Here is a 16,267-nt window from a genome sequence, read left to right as displayed (position 1 = left end):
GATTTCCTCCGATTCTGATAAAGATGTTTCCTTACTTATTATAGAAAAGGATTACGCCACTCCATGAGCGCAGCGTAGTTGCCCGACTCTTCATCTTTCAGGTAATCAGCCACCACTCCCACCGGGGACCGCCCGCAGCGCAGCAGAAAGGTGAGCACCGGATCAGACCATTTGCCGGCTGTCACTCCTTCCAAATACTCCTCCGCAGACATCCTGGAGGCTTGAAGATGATAGCCTGGCATACGGCCCGCTCCCAGCAGCCGCTCCAGCCTCTGCTCCACCACAACATGATACAACGACTGTACCAGCTCTTTGCCCAGCCCCAGCTTGCGGTGTTTGGGGCGGACGCACAGATCGGCAATATAGAGCGTGTTCCCGCCCGGCTGGTGGGTAGTAATATATCCATCTGCTGTAACCTCTGACCAGGTATGATGGAGCGCCGGGACCTCAGCGTCAAAATGAATTTTCAGTCCGGTTACCGACCCTGCCAGTTCCCCGTTCACCTCCACACATAGCGCCCCCTCCGGAAAAAGCGTCACATGATTCAACAGCTGCTCCCGGTTCCACCATAGTTCAGCAGGGTAGGGAGGCGGAAAGGCTTCGGACTGAATGGTAATCAGCTCCGCAAAATCGGCTTCCGTGTAGCTGCGGAGCACCGCAGGCACTGGGATTTTACCGTCGAAAGCGTAAAAGCTCTTGTTATACATGCCTCTTCGTCCTCCTTACGTCCAGTCCGTATACAGATCCGTTCGGCGGTCCCGCCAAGTGGTCACCGACCCGCGTTCACGAACCCTGTAGAGCAGCTCTAGATCCAGATCGGCGGTGATAATCATATCATCGTTAATTTCACCCTCGGCCAACAGACCCCTGGGAGGAAACGGAATATCATTGGGCGTTATCACCGCAGCCTGGCCAAAGTTCGCCCGCATCAGGTCTACGGTAGGCAGCGAGCCTACGGTGCCTGTCAGCACGACATAGATTTGATTTTCAATGGCACGGGCATGACTGGTGTATCTTACCCGGTGAAAACCATGGCGGTCATCCGTGCAGGAAGGGCAAAAGATGACATCCGCACCCTTAGCCCGGGCCATGCGCACAATCTCCGGAAATTCGATATCGTAGCAGGTCAGCATGGCGATGGTTCCTTTATCCGTCTGGAACACCTCCAACCCTTCCCCCGCGCCCATATTCCAGCCCTCGACTTCAGCCGGTGTGATATGCAGCTTCGCCTGCTCGGCAATTCTTCCATCCGGATAAAAGAGATGAGCCACATTATAGAGCTTGTCGTTTCTACGTAGCACATGGGTCCCGCCAATGATATGCACAGCATATTTCTGGGCATACCCGCAGAACATCTCCCGGTAACGGTCCGTAAATTGCGGCAGATCTTCTATGCTAAGGGCATTCCCCCGTTCATCGCCAATGGACATCAACTGTGTCGTCAAAAATTCGGGGAACAGGATGAACTCGGTGCCGAACTCCTCAGCCGTTTTTATATAATGCTCGCACTGGGCGGCAAACTCCTCAAAGGAGGAAATGGTATGTAAATGATATTGTATGGCAGATACGCGAATGGACACAGCCGCAGTCCTCCTAAGCATGGAATAGGGTTCATTCGTAAAGTATCTAAAATTTTACCATATTGGTTCGCAAAATCACACCTGAAGCGCATGCTGCGCCTCTATGCCTTGTTGTTTTATCCGGTTGGCTGCACGCAAAAAAGCAGCTCCGATGATGGAGCCGCTCCTGCCTGTTCAGTACGGGCCGATCTCTTACGTCACTTTATTCCAATGGATATGCATCTAAGCTTATTGCTCGGTCCCCTTAAAAACGAATTTCAGCTTCCATGTCGATCCGCCGTCACCGGTGCTGTATAAGGAGGAAGTATTCTGCCCGCGGACAGCCATCCATCCTTCCTTAAGACCTGTGAAGGAGATCATCCCCTCATAGCCAGGAATAGCCGGAAGATTAGTCCACGCCTTGCCGCCTTTATAGGAACGGCCTACGGCTACTTTTTCGCCGGCAGGCGAGAAGCCGACCAGAAAGGCAGCGCTGCTGCCTATAAGCTGCATATTACCCGGCTTGCCGGAGGCAGGTCCGGACCGAAGCTGTGCTGCCCCGCTGCCTGGTGCAGGTCCACCCCCGGCAGAATCCTGGGCAATCACACGTTTCCAGCTTCCGCCCTTATTGCTGCTGGCATAGAGTGAGTATGAGGTCTGCGACATCCCTGTTCCGCCATACAGCAAAGCGTACACCTGATCACCGCTCGCATAGATTCTCCCGGACTCAGGATAAGCAAAAGCCGATTGCAGTGAGAGAGACCAAGTGGAACCGCCATTCGAAGTCTTCATGACACGGTAGCCGGCCCCTGGTGCTATCACAAGTGCATAACCCTTGTCACGGCTGGTAAATTCCGCGCTGCGTGTGTTGGCCGGAGTGCGGATCAGACTCCAGGTACGTCCTCCGTCTGTGGTGTAGGAGGTAGCATTCCGGCTGTAGCCGAAGCCCCGCTTACTATCCTTAAAGTCAATTCTTTCAAAATCCGTTGCCGTATTCCCTATCCGGGTCCAGGTAGAACCGCCATTCGTGGTGGCAATGAGGTAGGTTGCCGCTGTATCCTTCACGGAAGCCAATGCCCAGCCCTGGACATTATTCGGAAAGTCAATCTGCCTGAAGTTCCACTGCCCTTGGTAAATCTCCTGAAAATGACAGCCCCCGTCCGAGGTTCCAATCATAAAGCCGCTACCCGCTGCCCTTCCTGTATCGGCACTCAGAAATTGCAGATCCGAGAAACTCAGCGGGGTTTCTTCTGATGCAGCATGCCGTGCTTGCAGTTCTTTCAGCAATCCATGATCACCGGTGCCACAAGCCGGTACAGCTGTTGCCGCAGAGGCTGCCTGTGATGGAGAAGCGTGCATTCCCCAAGCAGAAACCGCCACCAGAACTGCGGATAGGAGAGTCAGCTTCCCCTGATGCAGCATTTTATTCCAATTCATAATGACACCTCCTGAACGATTTGTCTTCTCTAATAGATACTACTTGACACTACTCTGTTATACTGTCCAATCTCTCTTCTTTCTACCTGGATAAAGTCACAAAATGAAAACAATTTGGTTACCACCTTATTCTGTAGTGCAGAAAACGTTGTTCTTTTCTGAAAAGCCCTTGTAGCCTTATGAATATCCAAGCTCTTCCTTTCCCATAATGAGAATTGACAAGTTGTACGCAAAAAAGGAAGGAGCCCGATGCCATGCCGCGCGAACCTGCAACACCTCCAAAACCTAAACACCGCTTCCGCCGGCTGTTCCGGCTGTTGGCTGTGATGAGCGTGCTATTTGTGCTGGCAGCCTGCGCGCTGCTGGGTTACCTGTATCAAAAGGATCTTCCGCCGATCGCTGACGATATCCGCTCCAAGCTGCTCGACTCCCGGGGGAATGTGCTGACTACCTTTACCACAGACGGCCGAAGCCGGGATCCCGTAAGACTCAGTCAAATTTCGCCGCTCCTTATTCAGGCTACTCTCGCTGTGGAGGACCGTAAATTCTACGATCACTCCGGCTTTGATATAAGAGGCATGGGACGCGCTGTTCTTGCCAACCTGGAGTCCGGGGACCGCACGCAGGGGGCGAGTACCTTAACCCAGCAGCTTGCTCGTAATCTCTACCTGACCCATGAGAAGACCTGGACGCGCAAGGCGAAAGAAGCCCTCTACACGATGCAGCTTGAAATGAAATACAGCAAAAATGAAATTCTGAATATGTATCTGAACCAGATTTATTATGGCCATGGTGCCTATGGGATTGAAGCCGCCTCAAGGATGTATTTCGGTAAAGCAGCCGCAGATCTCGATCTGGCGGAAAGTGCTCTGCTTGCCGGAATTCCAAAAGGCCCGACCTATTATTCTCCCTACACCCATATGGACAATGCCAAGAAACGACAGCGGATTATTCTGGCCGCGATGACGGAAATGGGCGATATTACGGAGGCACAGGCGACGTCCGCCAGACTGGAGACTTTAAGCTTCAAACCACAGGGTGAAAAGGATACCCTCGTCGCTGCACCTTACTTCCGCGATTATGTCCGCAGCCTGGCCATTGACTCCCTGCACATTAGCAGCGAAGAACTGGATCAGGGCGGTCTGAACGTATATACGACCCTCGACCCTGATATGCAGCAGGCGGCTGAGGAGGCTGTGGACAAAGGGATGGATTCCGCCAGTGACCTGGAGACTGCACTTGTGTCCATCGATCCCCGGACGGGTTATATCAAAGCCATGGTCGGGGGCAAAAATTACCACACCAATCAGTTTAACCATGCATTGGCTACTACCCGGCAGCCCGGGTCTTCTTTTAAGCCCATTATGTATTTAACCGCACTGTCTTCCAAAACAATGACGGGACTATCCGTATTTAACAGCCAGCCCACGCTGTTCCATTATGATCATGACCGCAAGACCTATCAGCCCAAAAATTTCGGTGACAAGTACCTGGGAGAAATCAACATGCGCCAAGCCATTGCTGCCTCCGACAATATTTATGCGGTGAACACAATTATGAAAGTAGGCGCGGATAAAGTGGCTGAAATGGCAGCTAAAATGGGGGTCGACAGTCCGCTGCAGCAAGTGCCTTCTCTGGCCCTGGGCACTTCGCCAGTGAGCCCGCTGGAGATGGCGTCAGCCTTTGCTGTGATAGGCGGAGGCGGAGTAAAGCTTCCGGCCACGGCAATTCTGAAGATTACCGATGCCAATGGAAATCTTCTATATGAGGCTCCCCGGAAGCAAGGAGAGAAGGTCGTAGAACCGGCAGCAGCGTATGTGCTGACCCGGCTAATGGAAGGCGTATTTGAGAGCGGAGGAACAGGCAACCGTGTGGCGTCCATTATTAAGCGTCCGGTTGCCGGAAAAACCGGCACTACCGACACCGATGGCTGGATGGTCGGCTTCACGCCAGAGCTGTCAACAGCCGTCTGGGTCGGCTATGACAAAGGGCGTAATATTGCTACATCAGACGGGCGGCGTGCCGCCCCCATTTTCGCCCAGTTTACAGAAAAGGCACTGGCCAACGTACCGCCTAAAATCTTTCCGATTCCTGACGGGGTCGTCAGTGTGTATGTCAATCCTGAATCTGGTAAGCTCGCTACCTCTGAATGTCCCGAAAAGGAATTAGAAACCTTCATCAGCGGCACGGAGCCTAGAGAATACTGTGATCAGCACGGTGCAGGCGGTTCCGCAGATCCTCAGGACGGAAAAGTTGTTCCACCTGCTGCGGACACCAAGGATGATCACTCCCTATGGAACGACATCAAACGCTGGTGGATGAATTGATCCCGGTTGCTCAGCTGCCGTTCCTGCGGTACGATGGGACCAATCATCGAAGAGGGCGCTAATGAATAGCCTGATTCGGCTAGAGAGGTGTCATTGATCTATGGAACGTAAGGATAACGCTGGTGACAGGGAGACACTGTCTTCCAGAAAACTCTTGTCCCCGCATATCTATAAACTTACGGCACTCCAGGCTGCACCGCTTCTTTTGGGACAGCATCTGGTCCGGCGGACGGAGGACGGGGAGATCCGCTGCCGGATCGTCGAGACTGAAAGTTATGGCGGTTCAGAAGATAAGGGAAGCCACGCTTACGGCGGACGCCGCACGGCGCGTACTGAGGTCATGTTCAGAACCGGCGGAGTTGCTTACGTGTATCTCATTTACGGTATGTACAACTGCGTAAATGTAGTAACGGCCGCCAAGGATGATCCGCATGCCGTGCTGATTCGTGCGGTCGAGCCGCTGACTGGCTACGATGAGGGGCAGATGGCGGCCTATCGTGGCATTACGGTCAAAAAGCCATCGGACCTCTCCGGCGGTCCGGGGAAGTTGTGCCGGGCACTTCGTATAGATAAGAGTCTGAACGGATGTCCGTTGAATGATCCTGCGGGGCCACTGTGGCTGGAGCAGGGTGACTTGCCTGATGCCCTGGATATTGTACAAGCACCACGAATCAATATTTCTTATGCAGAAGAATACGCCCAGCTTCCCTGGCGGTTCTACCTCAGAGGCAACCCTTACGTCAGTGTCTTAGATAGACAGGCTCAGCCGTTTCGTCTCCCAAAAGTTTGATAAGGCTGTTTCGGTCACCCGGAATTGGGTAAAAAACAAAAGAACCCTAATTCATCTCTCCTTTCGGACTTCCCGAATGGAGAGATTTTTAAATCCACGGAAAAACTTTCCTGATTTTTACAAAAAAATCTAATATGAATGCGCTTTCCCCGTTCTCATAACTTACAATTACTGCTATAATCGTAGATATCCACAAAAAATTAAAGATGTAAATGAGGGACATGGGATGAAAGATACAGGCATGATCCGGAGTTTAGACAGTCTTGGCAGAATTGTGGTTCCCGTAGAAATCCGCATGACTCGCAATATTGACATTGGGGATCCTATCGAATTTTTTATTTTGGATGATGAAATCATCGTACTCAGAAAGTACACCTCAACGGAATGCACGTTCTGCAGAAGCCTTGACCATGTGACCTACTATAAAGACCAGTTCATTTGCAACAGCTGTCTGAAAGAGCTCGGCAATCCAGAACGGACAGCCGATGACAACCTTCAGCCGCAGAGCGCCGCAGACTTTAATCCTGAACCCATCCGCGGGGGGCGGCGGACTAAGACAGAGGAAATGAGCCAGCGCCTGGAGAAGGCTATACAGGATCATCCCTATGCCAATCAGAAGGAGCTCGCAGAGGTGCTTGGCATCAGCCAAGCCCGCGTTAGCCAGCTCAAGCGCAAGCTCAACCTGCTCAGTAGATCATAGGATCAATGCTATACCCGGCATCCTGCGCTTTCATACACAATACAAACAGCCAGGCTCTCCTGAATTGGAGGGCTTGGCTGTTTTTGGGAAACGCAATTTATTGGTCCTCATAAAGACTGGTGTTCATCTTATTCCGATAATGCTGCCTTTAACTCCTCGGTCGATGCGTCCCACCATTCTGCATTATGGGCAATCAGCAGTGACTTTAGGGCTGCTTTGTCAGCTGCTCCAATCCCCTCCAGAATCACTCTGCGCTTCAACGCGGAATCCAGCTTGTTCACATGATCAGCAAGAATTTTCCACCCCCGGCGGGCTTCAGTATCAATCCACATCTCACAGGCAGTAATCCCCCCGTAAGACTGGCCTTCCGGGGTACGGTCCACAGCTACCCAGACCACCCATACCTGTCTTCCGTCAGGTACATCCTCACGGTTCGGGCTGAATTTAATCCCCTTCTCGACTTTGCTCTTGGCATGCATGGCACCGATATCGATAACGGCCTCACCGCCGTCAATAATAACCGGCGATACATTGTTCAAATCGATGGAACCTGCTCCGAAGCCTTTATGCTTGCTCTTGGCATTTACGATATTCAGAGCCATCGGTTTTTTACCCTCTGGTTGGTTGTTATCCACAAGTGCACATCCTTCCCTCTAATAGAACGTGAATATAATTTAATTTTAGCTAATAATACGCCGAATGCAAACATATACATCCCGTAGATGCTTGTCACGGGAGGAATCACAGTATGAAGCCACGGTCATTAAGGTACAACCTCATCTTTGCGGCCTTTGCCGCCTTCGCCCTAGGAGGTGGAATTTGGGCGTTATCAGGGCACAACCCCGATGTTCTGACAGCTGCCGCACCAAAAGAGGCCAAGTCCCCTGTAGCTGCACAGATCAAAGCTCCGCAACCCGTTCTCCCGGAGAGTAAGCCGCTCCCCGTCTCAGAGGCGCTAAGCGAGCGGGTGGTCGAATATCATATTGACGCGCAGCTAATCCCCTCTACCGGGTCATTAAGGGCTTCCGAAACGGTGACCTGGACCCATCCCGGCCAAAAACCGGTACAAGACCTCTACTTCCATCTTTATCCGAATGCTTTTGCTTCTGAAGATACCACCTTTATGAAAGAATCCGGAGGAACACTACGCGGGGATAGAATGCCAGCGAATGGTTACGGCAGCATGACTCTGACCGATCTACGGACCTCTGACGGTGTCTCACTTATGCAGCGTCTGCAGTATGCCCAGCCTGACGATGGCAATGTGAATGACAGGACCCTGGTGAAGGTTCATCTTCCCCAACCCGTGAACGGAGGGGAAAGTGTTACGCTCAGGCTGAAGTATGAGGTCAAGCTGCCTAAAATATTCGCCCGCATGGGAATTTCAGGTGACTTTGTAATGGCTGGACAATGGTTTCCCAAGCTTAGTGTGTATGAGCCTGCTGGCACCCGGGGGGCAAAACAGGAAGGCTGGAATCTGCATCAGTACCACGGTACCTCCGAGTTCTACAGTGATTTTGGGATCTACAGTGTAACCCTTTCCGTGCCCTCCAATTATACAGTCGCAGCGACCGGCTTCCCGGTGAAGACCGCAAGGCTGAAGCAGGGCCAGAAGATTTACCAGTTCTACGCCGATGATGTTCATGATTTCGCCTGGGCGGCCTCTCCCGACTTTGCAGTTGCCGAGGAAGCCTTCTCTGCACCTGGCGTGCCCGGGGTAAGGATTAAGCTCTATCTAGACCCGTTGCATAAGGGTTTACAGGAGCGTTATTTTCAGGCGGCCAAAGCTGCTCTAAGCGCCTTCAGCAAATGGTACGGTTCTTATCCCTACTCCACACTATCTATCGTCGTTCCGCCAAAGGCGGGGAATGGCGCAGGCGGGATGGAGTACCCTACTCTCATCACTGCCTTCGGCGCAGCCGGAGATGCTCCAGGCACCCAGCTTGAACGTACGGTCATCCATGAAATCGGGCATCAGTTTTTTTATGGCATGATAGCCAGCAATGAATTTGAGGAAGCCTGGCTGGATGAGAGCTTCACCTCTTATGCAGAAGACCGGCTGATGGAACAGGAATATGGTGTAACCTCCAACTCTGCACTTCAGGCCAGTCTGGTAACTTCATCACAGCCGCTCAAACTGGAGACCTGGAAATACACCGGAGATGATGCCTATACTCGTAACGTATACATCCGGGGCAAACTGGTCCTCAAAGACATTGAGCAGCAAGTGGGAACCAAAACGATGGATGCCATCATGGCCGCCTATGCCCGCAAATACCGTTTCCAGCATCCTACCACAGCTGATTTTCAAAAGACCGTAGAAAAAGTAACCAAAAAATCGTGGCAGGCGTATTTCGATCAATATGTTTACAGTGGCGGCGCTCCTGATTTTGCCATAGATAACATTATCAACACCTTTCACAAAGGGAGCGATATAGATAGCCTTCGCTATGATTCATCAGTCGCCGTGAGCAACAAAGGCAGTCAGTATGGGGATGTGCCAGTAAAGTTCACCTTTTCGGATGGATATACCGTTCAACGGTATTGGAATGGAAAAGACAAGCAAACTACCTTTCAGCTGTCCTACAAAGCGCCGCTGATATCGGCAGAGATTGATCCCGAGCACTCCATCCTGCTGGAGAATAAGCATCTGAATAATTTCAGACTCGCGGAACTGGAACCTGACACGCTCTCACGATGGACGCTTAGCATGACCAACCTGATTGAAAATCTGCTCGGAACTCTTGTCTGGTGAGGTGAAGGATTGTGAAAAGATCGATATCCCGCGGCTGGCACAGCATGAAAGAGCAATTTTATATACTGATTCTGTTGTTTATCTACCGGCTGTTCTGGGGCTATTTCATGTACAAGTTCGTTAAAAGCGCCGTAGTCCCGGTACTGCTGCGTTATCCCGATCAGGATGCGGGCGGCAGCGGGATAGGCAGGCTGCTGTATTATGTGGAGGGCCAGCTCGCACTGGGTTCCGATTCCGGTGTTCAGCACTGGCTTTGGATGCTGCTGGCGCTAAGCGCATTCAGACTGCTGCTCTCCCCATTCATCCGCGCAGGACTGCTCCATGAGCTCCATCAGGAGCGTAAGGGGGAGCGCGGGATGTTCTTTTTTCCGGGTATGCGTCTGTATGGGCTTCCGGTGATGCTGTTCAGTCTTGCAGAATGGGTGCTTACAGCCCTGCCGCTGTATTGGCTTCTTCCCAAAATGTACAGACTGCTGTTAAGCGGAATTCTGGATTATAAGCTATTGCTGAAACTGGTGCCTTACATTCTGGCCTGGCTGCTATATCTGTTCTTCATCCGAAAAGTACTGCTGTACATGCAGTTCGGGTATACGGGTGGTACAGGCACTTTCTCTTCTCTCTTGGTGTGTCTGAAGGTGATCCTTCCTTCTGCGGGATTATCTTTTGTGATGGGAGCAGGGAGTTTGATCATGATGCTTGCTTGCGGAGCGGCATCGATCTTTTGTCCGGGGATGCCGGCACTTCTGCTTCGGCAGTTCTCCCCCCTTCCCAATACACTGTTCAAAATGTGGGGAATCGCCGCTCAATACCACCTTTGGTCCAGTAAATCATTTCCACAATAATTAAGCCGCTCAGCCGGCATAATAAAAGAGTCGCTGCTCCTTGAGGGAGCGGGACTCTTTTTTGAATTACAAAGTGAATAAGAGTATTTGCAAAACTGTAAATCCTCTGGTACAATGGTGCCTGTACTACTAGTAACAAATTTGTAATCTCTAAGATGCAACACATTCAATCACATTAACATTCCAAGCGTTTACTAATTGTCGACACGTCGCTCTTCTGGTGCATAAAACGCCAAATTCCCTGCACCGGGAAGCGGGGGAACCATATTTTGGGTGAATTGACCTCGCTTTAGAGGGGTCATAGGGGAACCTTCTACCGAATCCTTAAGCTAACCTCGCAGGCCTTGGAAGGAGTACATCTTTTGAGAAGTCAGAATTTTAAGAAGAAATGTACCGCAGCCGCACTTGCACTAGTGATGGTATTCACAATCGGAGCTGGTAGCGCTTTCGCCGATTCCAAGATGGATACCGTTATCGCAAAAACCATCGGAACCACCTATAAATTCGGAGGCACTAGCACAAGCGGCTTCGATTGCTCCGGCTTTACCTCGTATGTTTTTAAAAATGTCGGGCTTACCCTGCCGCGCACGTCCAAGGCTCAATTCAGCGTTGGAACTTCCGTATCACGGAACAACCTGCGTTCAGGTGACCTGGTATTCTTCAATACCTTTGGGTCGGGAGTTTCCCATGTCGGCATTTATGTCGGTGGAGGCAGATTCGCACAATCTTCCAGCTCACGCGGTGTAACCATAACTTCGCTGAGTCAAGCTTACTGGGCCAACCGCTACGTTGGCGCTAAACGAGTGATGAGCACTACAGCCTACAAAACTGTTGCCTACGATTAATTGAAGCTTGATCCCCTCACATTACACCTTTACAACTAAATGTAATTTATACGAGCCCGGAGCTGATTATTGCCGTAATCATTTTCCGGGTTTTCCCTTTTCCTTATTCTCCCTTTTACACACTTTTTAGAGTTTCGAAACACCTTTTTGATAAAAACCCCATTAAGATCTTCCATGCAGCTGACTTACGGCGTAAAGAACTCGCGTAAATCAAGCCCTTTTCTCTTAAAAGGCTCAAAAAATATGTATTAATATGCTTTAAGTGATTGCCAAGTGCTTCTGTCTTTGTTACAATTATCGCAGTGAGTTGATAGTAACATTTTTGTAATTATTCAAACCTGATTTACAAAGGTTTTGTCATTGTTTTGATCCGTAAGCTAATCTAATCAACAGTGGTGCCGAGTTCCTTATTCAATTAGGGAAACGGGGGAACCGATTTTGGGTGAATTGACCTCCTATTTACAGAGGGGTCATAGGGGACCTTCAACCGAACCCTTAAGCTAACCTCGTAGGCATTTGGAAGGGGTATTTACTTTTGAAGAAGAAGCTAGCAGCAGCACTACTCAGCTTTTCGATCATTCTTACCATCGGAGCAGGAAGCGCTTTCGCAGACTCTAAAATGGATCAGGTTATCGACAAAGCCGTCGGCACTAAATACGTATCGGGCGGAATTTCGACTAACGGGTTTGATTGCTCCGGATTTACCATGTATGTGTTTGATAAGATAGGAATTAACCTTCCTCACCAGTCCGGTTCCCAGTACCAGATGGGCACTGCCGTATCCCGCGATAACATTAGACCGGGAGATCTCGTATTCTTCAATACAACCGGTAAAGGGGTATCTCATGTCGGCATTTATGTCGGTGAAGGCAAGTTCGCACACGCTTCTTCCAAGCGTGGTGTAACCATCAGCTCGCTGGGTGACAGCTACTACGTCAACCGCTACGTTGGCGCCAAACGAATCATGAGCACAGATGCTTTTCAAGCGGTAGCTTCCGATTCCCAAGATAATGACGATGTGCAATAAGCAGTAATTTTTATAACCGAACAGGCTCTTATCCAGGATTTTTGCCGAAATCTTGGAGGGGGCTTGTTTTTTTGTCTTTATAAAAATTATTTACCCTTCTCGTTATTTGCAAAACATAAAAAACCGCGATTTTTGTAATTTTCTAAAATATATTGTTTATGCGTCGAAATGGAACCGTTTTGTATATAATTATGATATAACGTTTTGTTCTGAAGGGAGGCGGATGGCGGATGATTAGTTCTCCGGTAACTTTTTACGTTGTCCCCATGGAAGTTAATCACGCTGCAGAAATTTGTGAATGGGTATACAAACCCCCGTACAACATTTATGGCTGGATGTCCTGGGAGCAAATGCAGGCTCTGGACATTGAGTTCGGCGATCCCCGGCTGCGGGGTGAGCAATACGTCTCGGTGGTAAACAGCCAAGGGTTCCTCTGTGGCTTTGCACAGCTATTCCCGATGGAAGGTGTAGTTCGGCTCGGAATTGGTATGCGGCCTGATCTATGCGGGCAAGGCATGGGCCATCTGTTCATGAGCGCCATCGTCAAGGCAGCCCTGGCACGATATCCGGAGCGCGAGATAGATCTGGAGGTGCTTACCTGGAACCAGAGAGCCATTCGTGCTTATCAAAAAAGTGGTTTTACGATTACGGATACATATGAACGCCGGACTCCAACGGGCGATAAGCTATTTTATTGTATGGTCTATGATAAATAGCACAAATCATTCGTTTTTTTGTCACAAACGCTATGATAACGCTTTACCTTCTTGTATAATGTAGGAAGCAGCTTACATGGAGGGGACGGATGCAGATGCAGAAATGGATCATGAGCGGTTTGTTTTTTGCCGCCTGTGCCTTTGCGGTAATCTTAATGTTCACCTTGCCCGGCAAAGCCGAAGTCGCCGAGGAGAACAAACCAACGATGCCGGAAGTGCAGATGGATGCGGCGAGCGCTGAGGCCACAGTAAAGAAGGCGAATTGCATCACCTGCCATGGTGACCAGCTTCAGGGCGGCGTAGGCCCTAGCCTCCAGCAGGAAGGCGGCAAGCATGACGCCGGAGAGATTTTCACCATTGTCACCAAAGGCCGCGGACAGATGCCTTCTTTCAAGGATAAGCTGGCGCCTGAGGAGATCGCGAATGTAGCGATGTGGCTTGCGGAGAAGAAATAACCTTACTTCTTATCTCATCATATGGAACACAAAATGCCCGTGCACGGATCATATTGATCCTGTACCGGGCATTCTTTTATATAAGGGTTATGAATTTCCAATCTGATCGGCCTCATATGAGATAGATTCTTAACGGTTCTTCTCAAAAGCCTCATTAAATTCATGGGCCTGCCGGATATCGAGTGCTGTAAGGCCATCCTCCCCAAGGGTAGACAGACGCAGGACAACAGTTTTATAATCAACCGTAATATGCGGATGATGCTCGAATGCTTCCGATATGGCTGCAACCTCATCCACAAAGGCAATGCCTTTCATATATTCGTTGAACATGTATTTGCGCACCAGGGTACTCGGTTCCAGCTTCCATCCTTCCAGCTTACTCACCTGCTCCCGCAGCTCTTCCTCCGTAAATTGCAATGTTCTTCCTCCCTTACTAAATTAACAGCTTATTGCTCTTCTCCATTCGATGATACCTGATGCCTTAAACAAAACATCCCTCAGCTTATAAAAGTCCAAGGGATGCGCCAGGATGATGGCTATTTTTCGGTTTATTGTATTCGCAAACCCTGGCAAATAGTACTCTGCTCCATCAATTTTACCACGTGGCACAGGCTGCGGGCAAACCGGCCGCCTTAAGGTTGTCTGTTTTTTAGACCAGGAGGACTGAAGCCAGATCCTCTTCGCCCAGTAAAATATTTATCCGGTGTGTTTCTTTATCGTAGATTACAACGCCGCTGCCAACCTCGATCACCGGTTCATTGCCCAAGGCGTAGAACAAATCCTCAGCGAGTGCTTCCCATACCTCCGTCTTCGATTCCTGCGGGAGCTCCTGCCATTCATCGGGTTCCATCTCAAAAAATACATACCCGTCAGAAATTCTTCCTACCGCTTCTGTCAGTTCACTCAGAATATCACTGTAATCTCTTCCATGCTTCACACCCACGTCAATCACTCCGTTTTCTCCATAGATGAATAATAACCTGCCTTACTCATTATAGCCGAAAAAATGACTTCACAAAAAAGGGAATGCTGTCGATAAATAAGAATATACGTTATTGGTCAGACGCAGAGTGTCACACCGCTGGTCATGGATGATACACGCGGTATAGTCAGATCATATCTTAATTCTCATGGACGAGGTGCATAAATGGAAATTTCAACAATAATCGGTTTGATTTTTGGTCTGGTTACAATAGTATGGGGGATGTTTCTTAAAGGTGCACCGTTAACTGCCTTGGCAGCACCCGCTGCTTACGTAATTATCTTATTAGGTACAGCCGCATCTTTATTTATAGCTTTCCCGCTCTCGGAAATGAAGAAAATCCCGTCATTATTCAAGCTAATATTTGTTAAAAAGAAGATGGTCAGCAAATCGGAATTGATTACCATGTTCATGGAATGGGCCTCCATTACCCGTCGTGAAGGCTTACTCGCCCTGGAATCCAAGGTGGACGAAATTGAAGACAACTTCCTTCGAAACGGCATGCGGATGATTATCGACGGCAATGATCAGGAATTTGTCCGTGATGTATTAATGGAAGATATCCACGCTACAGAGGATCGGCATAAAGCCGGAGCACTGATTTTCTCACAAGCAGGTATGTACGCACCAACGCTGGGCGTGCTCGGGGCCGTTATCGGGCTGATTGCCGCACTTTCGGATATGAGCGCAGTCGAAAAACTGGCTCACGCCATCGGGGGTGCCTTCATTGCCACCATAGTCGGTATCTTTACAGGTTATGTACTATGGCATCCGATTGCGACCAAGCTGAAGCGGCTCTCCAAAGGTGAAATTGAGATCAGGCTAATGATGGTAGAAGGGCTTCTATCTATCCAGTCCGGGGTATCTACCATCGCCATCAATCAGAAGCTTTCCGTCTTCCTTACGCCTTCTGAACGCGAAAAACTAGCTAATAAGGAGGGGGCTTCGAGTGAGCAAAAAGACTAGACATGAGGAGCACGAAGAGCATGCCGATGAATCCTGGCTATTGCCCTATTCCGATCTGATGACCCTCCTGGTTGCCCTTTTCCTCGCTATGTACGCAATGAGTGCTACGGATGCCCAGAAATTTGAACAAATGGCCCAAGCCTTCAAATCCGTATTTAACGGCGGGTCCGGAGTTCTGGAATATAAGTCCGACGCTCCTACAAATACTCAAATGGATCAGGGTAAAGAAGAAAAAATGAACAATGTCATTGCCCCTAATACCGGCAAGGATGAAATTGCCAAATTGAAACAAAAAGAGCAAGAGGAGCTTGAGAAGCTGAAGAAGCAATTCGATCAGTATATCAAGAATAATGGTTTGACTGATTTGCTCAGCACCAAGCTGAATCAATCACAGTTAACCATCACCATTAGCGACAATGCTTTGTTCTCTTCCGGACAAGCCGTGGTAAAGGATGATTCCCGTCAGCTGGCGAAATCCATTTCTACGATGCTACAGCAATTTCCTGATTACGACGTACTGGTAGAGGGCCATACGGATAATATCCCAATCTCCAACAGTGAGTATCCTTCCAACTGGGATCTCAGTGTAGCCCGTGCGCTACAATTCATGAAGATCCTGCTGTTAAATCCCTATCTGGACCCGGTTAAGTTCAGTCCCATCGGATATGGAGAATATCATCCGATCGCTGACAACTCAACGGCTGAAGGCCGGGCAAAGAACCGCCGCGTAGAGGTCTCCATACTCCGGAAGTATCTGGATGGGGCGCAGACTATAGATCCTGCTGCTACCGGAAAATAGAATCTTATATATTCAACAAGAGCTGTTCCGAAAGGTCTGGATAAGACCTTCAGAACAGCTCTTTATT

General features: G+C 49.7%; 17 protein-coding genes and 2 riboswitches. Of the genes, 11 read left to right on the top strand and 6 right to left on the bottom strand.

The features are described 5' to 3' along the window. Nucleotides 1-38: 38 nt before the first annotated feature. The 3 genes from A3848_RS21890 to A3848_RS21880 all read right to left on the bottom strand — a co-directional run bounded on the left by A3848_RS21890 (nt 39) and on the right by A3848_RS21880 (nt 2,996). The gene (locus A3848_RS21890; protein ID WP_074086976.1) at nt 39-707 is read right to left on the bottom strand and encodes a GNAT family N-acetyltransferase; all 669 of its coding nucleotides are present in this window, start codon (nt 705-707) and stop codon (nt 39-41) included. Nucleotides 708-722: 15 nt separating this feature from the next. Then, nucleotides 723-1,580, bottom strand: coding sequence for a carbon-nitrogen hydrolase family protein (locus A3848_RS21885; RefSeq protein ID WP_074086975.1), 858 nt, complete (start codon nt 1,578-1,580; stop codon nt 723-725). Between the two features lie 228 nt (nt 1,581-1,808). Beyond that, nucleotides 1,809-2,996 carry a beta propeller repeat protein gene (locus A3848_RS21880; protein WP_074086974.1) on the bottom strand — a complete coding sequence of 396 codons (1,188 nt, stop codon included), beginning with the start codon at nt 2,994-2,996 and terminating at the stop codon, nt 1,809-1,811. A 254-nt stretch (nt 2,997-3,250) separates the two neighbouring features. Here A3848_RS21880 and A3848_RS21875 point away from each other — a divergent pair, with 254 nt between their 5' ends. The 3 genes from A3848_RS21875 to A3848_RS21865 all read left to right on the top strand — a co-directional run bounded on the left by A3848_RS21875 (nt 3,251) and on the right by A3848_RS21865 (nt 6,813). After that, entirely contained in the window at nt 3,251-5,323 is a 2,073-nt protein-coding gene (locus tag A3848_RS21875) for a transglycosylase domain-containing protein (protein ID WP_074086973.1), read from the top strand. Nucleotides 5,324-5,423: 100 nt separating this feature from the next. Further along, the gene (locus A3848_RS21870; protein WP_083612289.1) at nt 5,424-6,113 is read left to right on the top strand and encodes a DNA-3-methyladenine glycosylase; all 690 of its coding nucleotides are present in this window, start codon (nt 5,424-5,426) and stop codon (nt 6,111-6,113) included. 226 nt (nt 6,114-6,339) lie between these two features. Continuing rightward, the gene (locus tag A3848_RS21865; protein WP_074086972.1) at nt 6,340-6,813 is read left to right on the top strand and encodes an AbrB/MazE/SpoVT family DNA-binding domain-containing protein; all 474 of its coding nucleotides are present in this window, start codon (nt 6,340-6,342) and stop codon (nt 6,811-6,813) included. 128 nt (nt 6,814-6,941) lie between these two features. Here the strand turns inward: A3848_RS21865 and A3848_RS21860 are convergent, their stop codons facing one another. Further along, nucleotides 6,942-7,448 (bottom strand): YwhD family protein, encoded by a 507-nt coding sequence (locus A3848_RS21860; protein ID WP_074086971.1) that lies wholly within the window; start codon nt 7,446-7,448, stop codon nt 6,942-6,944. Between the two features lie 113 nt (nt 7,449-7,561). Between A3848_RS21860 and A3848_RS21855 the strand changes: the two genes are divergently transcribed. The 6 genes from A3848_RS21855 to A3848_RS21830 all read left to right on the top strand — a co-directional run bounded on the left by A3848_RS21855 (nt 7,562) and on the right by A3848_RS21830 (nt 13,453). Continuing rightward, nucleotides 7,562-9,568 carry a M1 family metallopeptidase gene (locus A3848_RS21855; protein ID WP_074086970.1) on the top strand — a complete coding sequence of 669 codons (2,007 nt, stop codon included), beginning with the start codon at nt 7,562-7,564 and terminating at the stop codon, nt 9,566-9,568. Between the two features lie 44 nt (nt 9,569-9,612). Beyond that, nucleotides 9,613-10,410, top strand: a complete 798-nt coding sequence (locus A3848_RS21850) for a hypothetical protein (protein WP_074086997.1) — start codon at nt 9,613-9,615, stop codon at nt 10,408-10,410. Nucleotides 10,411-10,630: 220 nt separating this feature from the next. Then, nucleotides 10,631-10,769: riboswitch (cyclic di-AMP (ydaO/yuaA leader) on the top strand. Between the two features lie 57 nt (nt 10,770-10,826). Next, on the top strand, nt 10,827-11,255 hold the full coding sequence (locus tag A3848_RS21845) for a C40 family peptidase (RefSeq protein ID WP_074086996.1): 429 nt from the start codon (nt 10,827-10,829) through the stop codon (nt 11,253-11,255). A 386-nt stretch (nt 11,256-11,641) separates the two neighbouring features. Further along, a riboswitch (cyclic di-AMP (ydaO/yuaA leader) is annotated at nt 11,642-11,785 on the top strand. Between the two features lie 5 nt (nt 11,786-11,790). Beyond that, nucleotides 11,791-12,282, top strand: coding sequence for a C40 family peptidase (locus tag A3848_RS21840; protein ID WP_074086969.1), 492 nt, complete (start codon nt 11,791-11,793; stop codon nt 12,280-12,282). A gap of 230 nt (nt 12,283-12,512) precedes the next feature. Beyond that, nucleotides 12,513-12,998: a GNAT family N-acetyltransferase gene (locus A3848_RS21835; RefSeq protein ID WP_074086968.1), complete on the top strand. Its 486-nt coding sequence runs from the start codon at nt 12,513-12,515 to the stop codon at nt 12,996-12,998. Nucleotides 12,999-13,093: 95 nt separating this feature from the next. Next, nucleotides 13,094-13,453, top strand: a complete 360-nt coding sequence (locus tag A3848_RS21830) for a c-type cytochrome (RefSeq protein WP_074086995.1) — start codon at nt 13,094-13,096, stop codon at nt 13,451-13,453. A 129-nt stretch (nt 13,454-13,582) separates the two neighbouring features. Here A3848_RS21830 and A3848_RS21825 read toward each other — a convergent pair whose 3' ends face one another. Together A3848_RS21825 and A3848_RS21820 are read right to left on the bottom strand one after the other, a co-directional pair. Next, a complete protein-coding gene (locus tag A3848_RS21825; RefSeq protein ID WP_074086967.1) occupies nt 13,583-13,870 on the bottom strand; it encodes a 4a-hydroxytetrahydrobiopterin dehydratase in 288 nt (95 codons plus the stop codon). A 232-nt stretch (nt 13,871-14,102) separates the two neighbouring features. Next, nucleotides 14,103-14,396 (bottom strand): hypothetical protein, encoded by a 294-nt coding sequence (locus A3848_RS21820; protein ID WP_074086994.1) that lies wholly within the window; start codon nt 14,394-14,396, stop codon nt 14,103-14,105. Nucleotides 14,397-14,600: 204 nt separating this feature from the next. Here A3848_RS21820 and motA point away from each other — a divergent pair, with 204 nt between their 5' ends. Next, nucleotides 14,601-15,401, top strand: a complete 801-nt coding sequence (gene motA, locus A3848_RS21815; RefSeq protein WP_074086966.1) for a flagellar motor stator protein MotA — start codon at nt 14,601-14,603, stop codon at nt 15,399-15,401. Then, nucleotides 15,385-16,200 (top strand): flagellar motor protein MotB, encoded by an 816-nt coding sequence (gene motB, locus A3848_RS21810; protein ID WP_074086965.1) that lies wholly within the window; start codon nt 15,385-15,387, stop codon nt 16,198-16,200. The genes motA and motB overlap by 17 nt, the downstream gene beginning before the upstream one ends. Nucleotides 16,201-16,267 lie beyond the last annotated feature (67 nt).

It is taken from the genome of Paenibacillus sp. P32E (assembly GCF_001909085.1).
In the GTDB taxonomy this organism is placed as follows: domain Bacteria; phylum Bacillota; class Bacilli; order Paenibacillales; family Paenibacillaceae; genus Paenibacillus_AQ; species Paenibacillus_AQ helianthi.
The sequence above is the reverse complement of the archived record's forward strand: the minus strand, read 5'-3'. Positions and strand labels throughout refer to the sequence as shown.

Excerpts from the sequence above, each read along its gene's own strand:
- A3848_RS21850 (WP_074086997.1), top strand. The coding sequence starts at position 9,613 with ATGAAAGAGCAATTTTATATACTGATTCTGTTGTTTATCTACCGGCTG.
- A3848_RS21880 (WP_074086974.1), bottom strand. The coding sequence starts at position 2,996 with ATGAATTGGAATAAAATGCTGCATCAGGGGAAGCTGACTCTCCTATCC.
- A3848_RS21830 (WP_074086995.1), top strand. The coding sequence starts at position 13,094 with ATGCAGAAATGGATCATGAGCGGTTTGTTTTTTGCCGCCTGTGCCTTT.
- A3848_RS21845 (WP_074086996.1), top strand. The coding sequence starts at position 10,827 with ATGGTATTCACAATCGGAGCTGGTAGCGCTTTCGCCGATTCCAAGATG.
- motA (WP_074086966.1), top strand. The coding sequence starts at position 14,601 with ATGGAAATTTCAACAATAATCGGTTTGATTTTTGGTCTGGTTACAATA.
- A3848_RS21890 (WP_074086976.1), bottom strand. The coding sequence starts at position 707 with ATGTATAACAAGAGCTTTTACGCTTTCGACGGTAAAATCCCAGTGCCT.
- A3848_RS21835 (WP_074086968.1), top strand. The coding sequence starts at position 12,513 with ATGATTAGTTCTCCGGTAACTTTTTACGTTGTCCCCATGGAAGTTAAT.
- A3848_RS21855 (WP_074086970.1), top strand. The coding sequence starts at position 7,562 with ATGAAGCCACGGTCATTAAGGTACAACCTCATCTTTGCGGCCTTTGCC.
- A3848_RS21870 (WP_083612289.1), top strand. The coding sequence starts at position 5,424 with ATGGAACGTAAGGATAACGCTGGTGACAGGGAGACACTGTCTTCCAGA.
- A3848_RS21865 (WP_074086972.1), top strand. The coding sequence starts at position 6,340 with ATGAAAGATACAGGCATGATCCGGAGTTTAGACAGTCTTGGCAGAATT.
- A3848_RS21875 (WP_074086973.1), top strand. The coding sequence starts at position 3,251 with ATGCCGCGCGAACCTGCAACACCTCCAAAACCTAAACACCGCTTCCGC.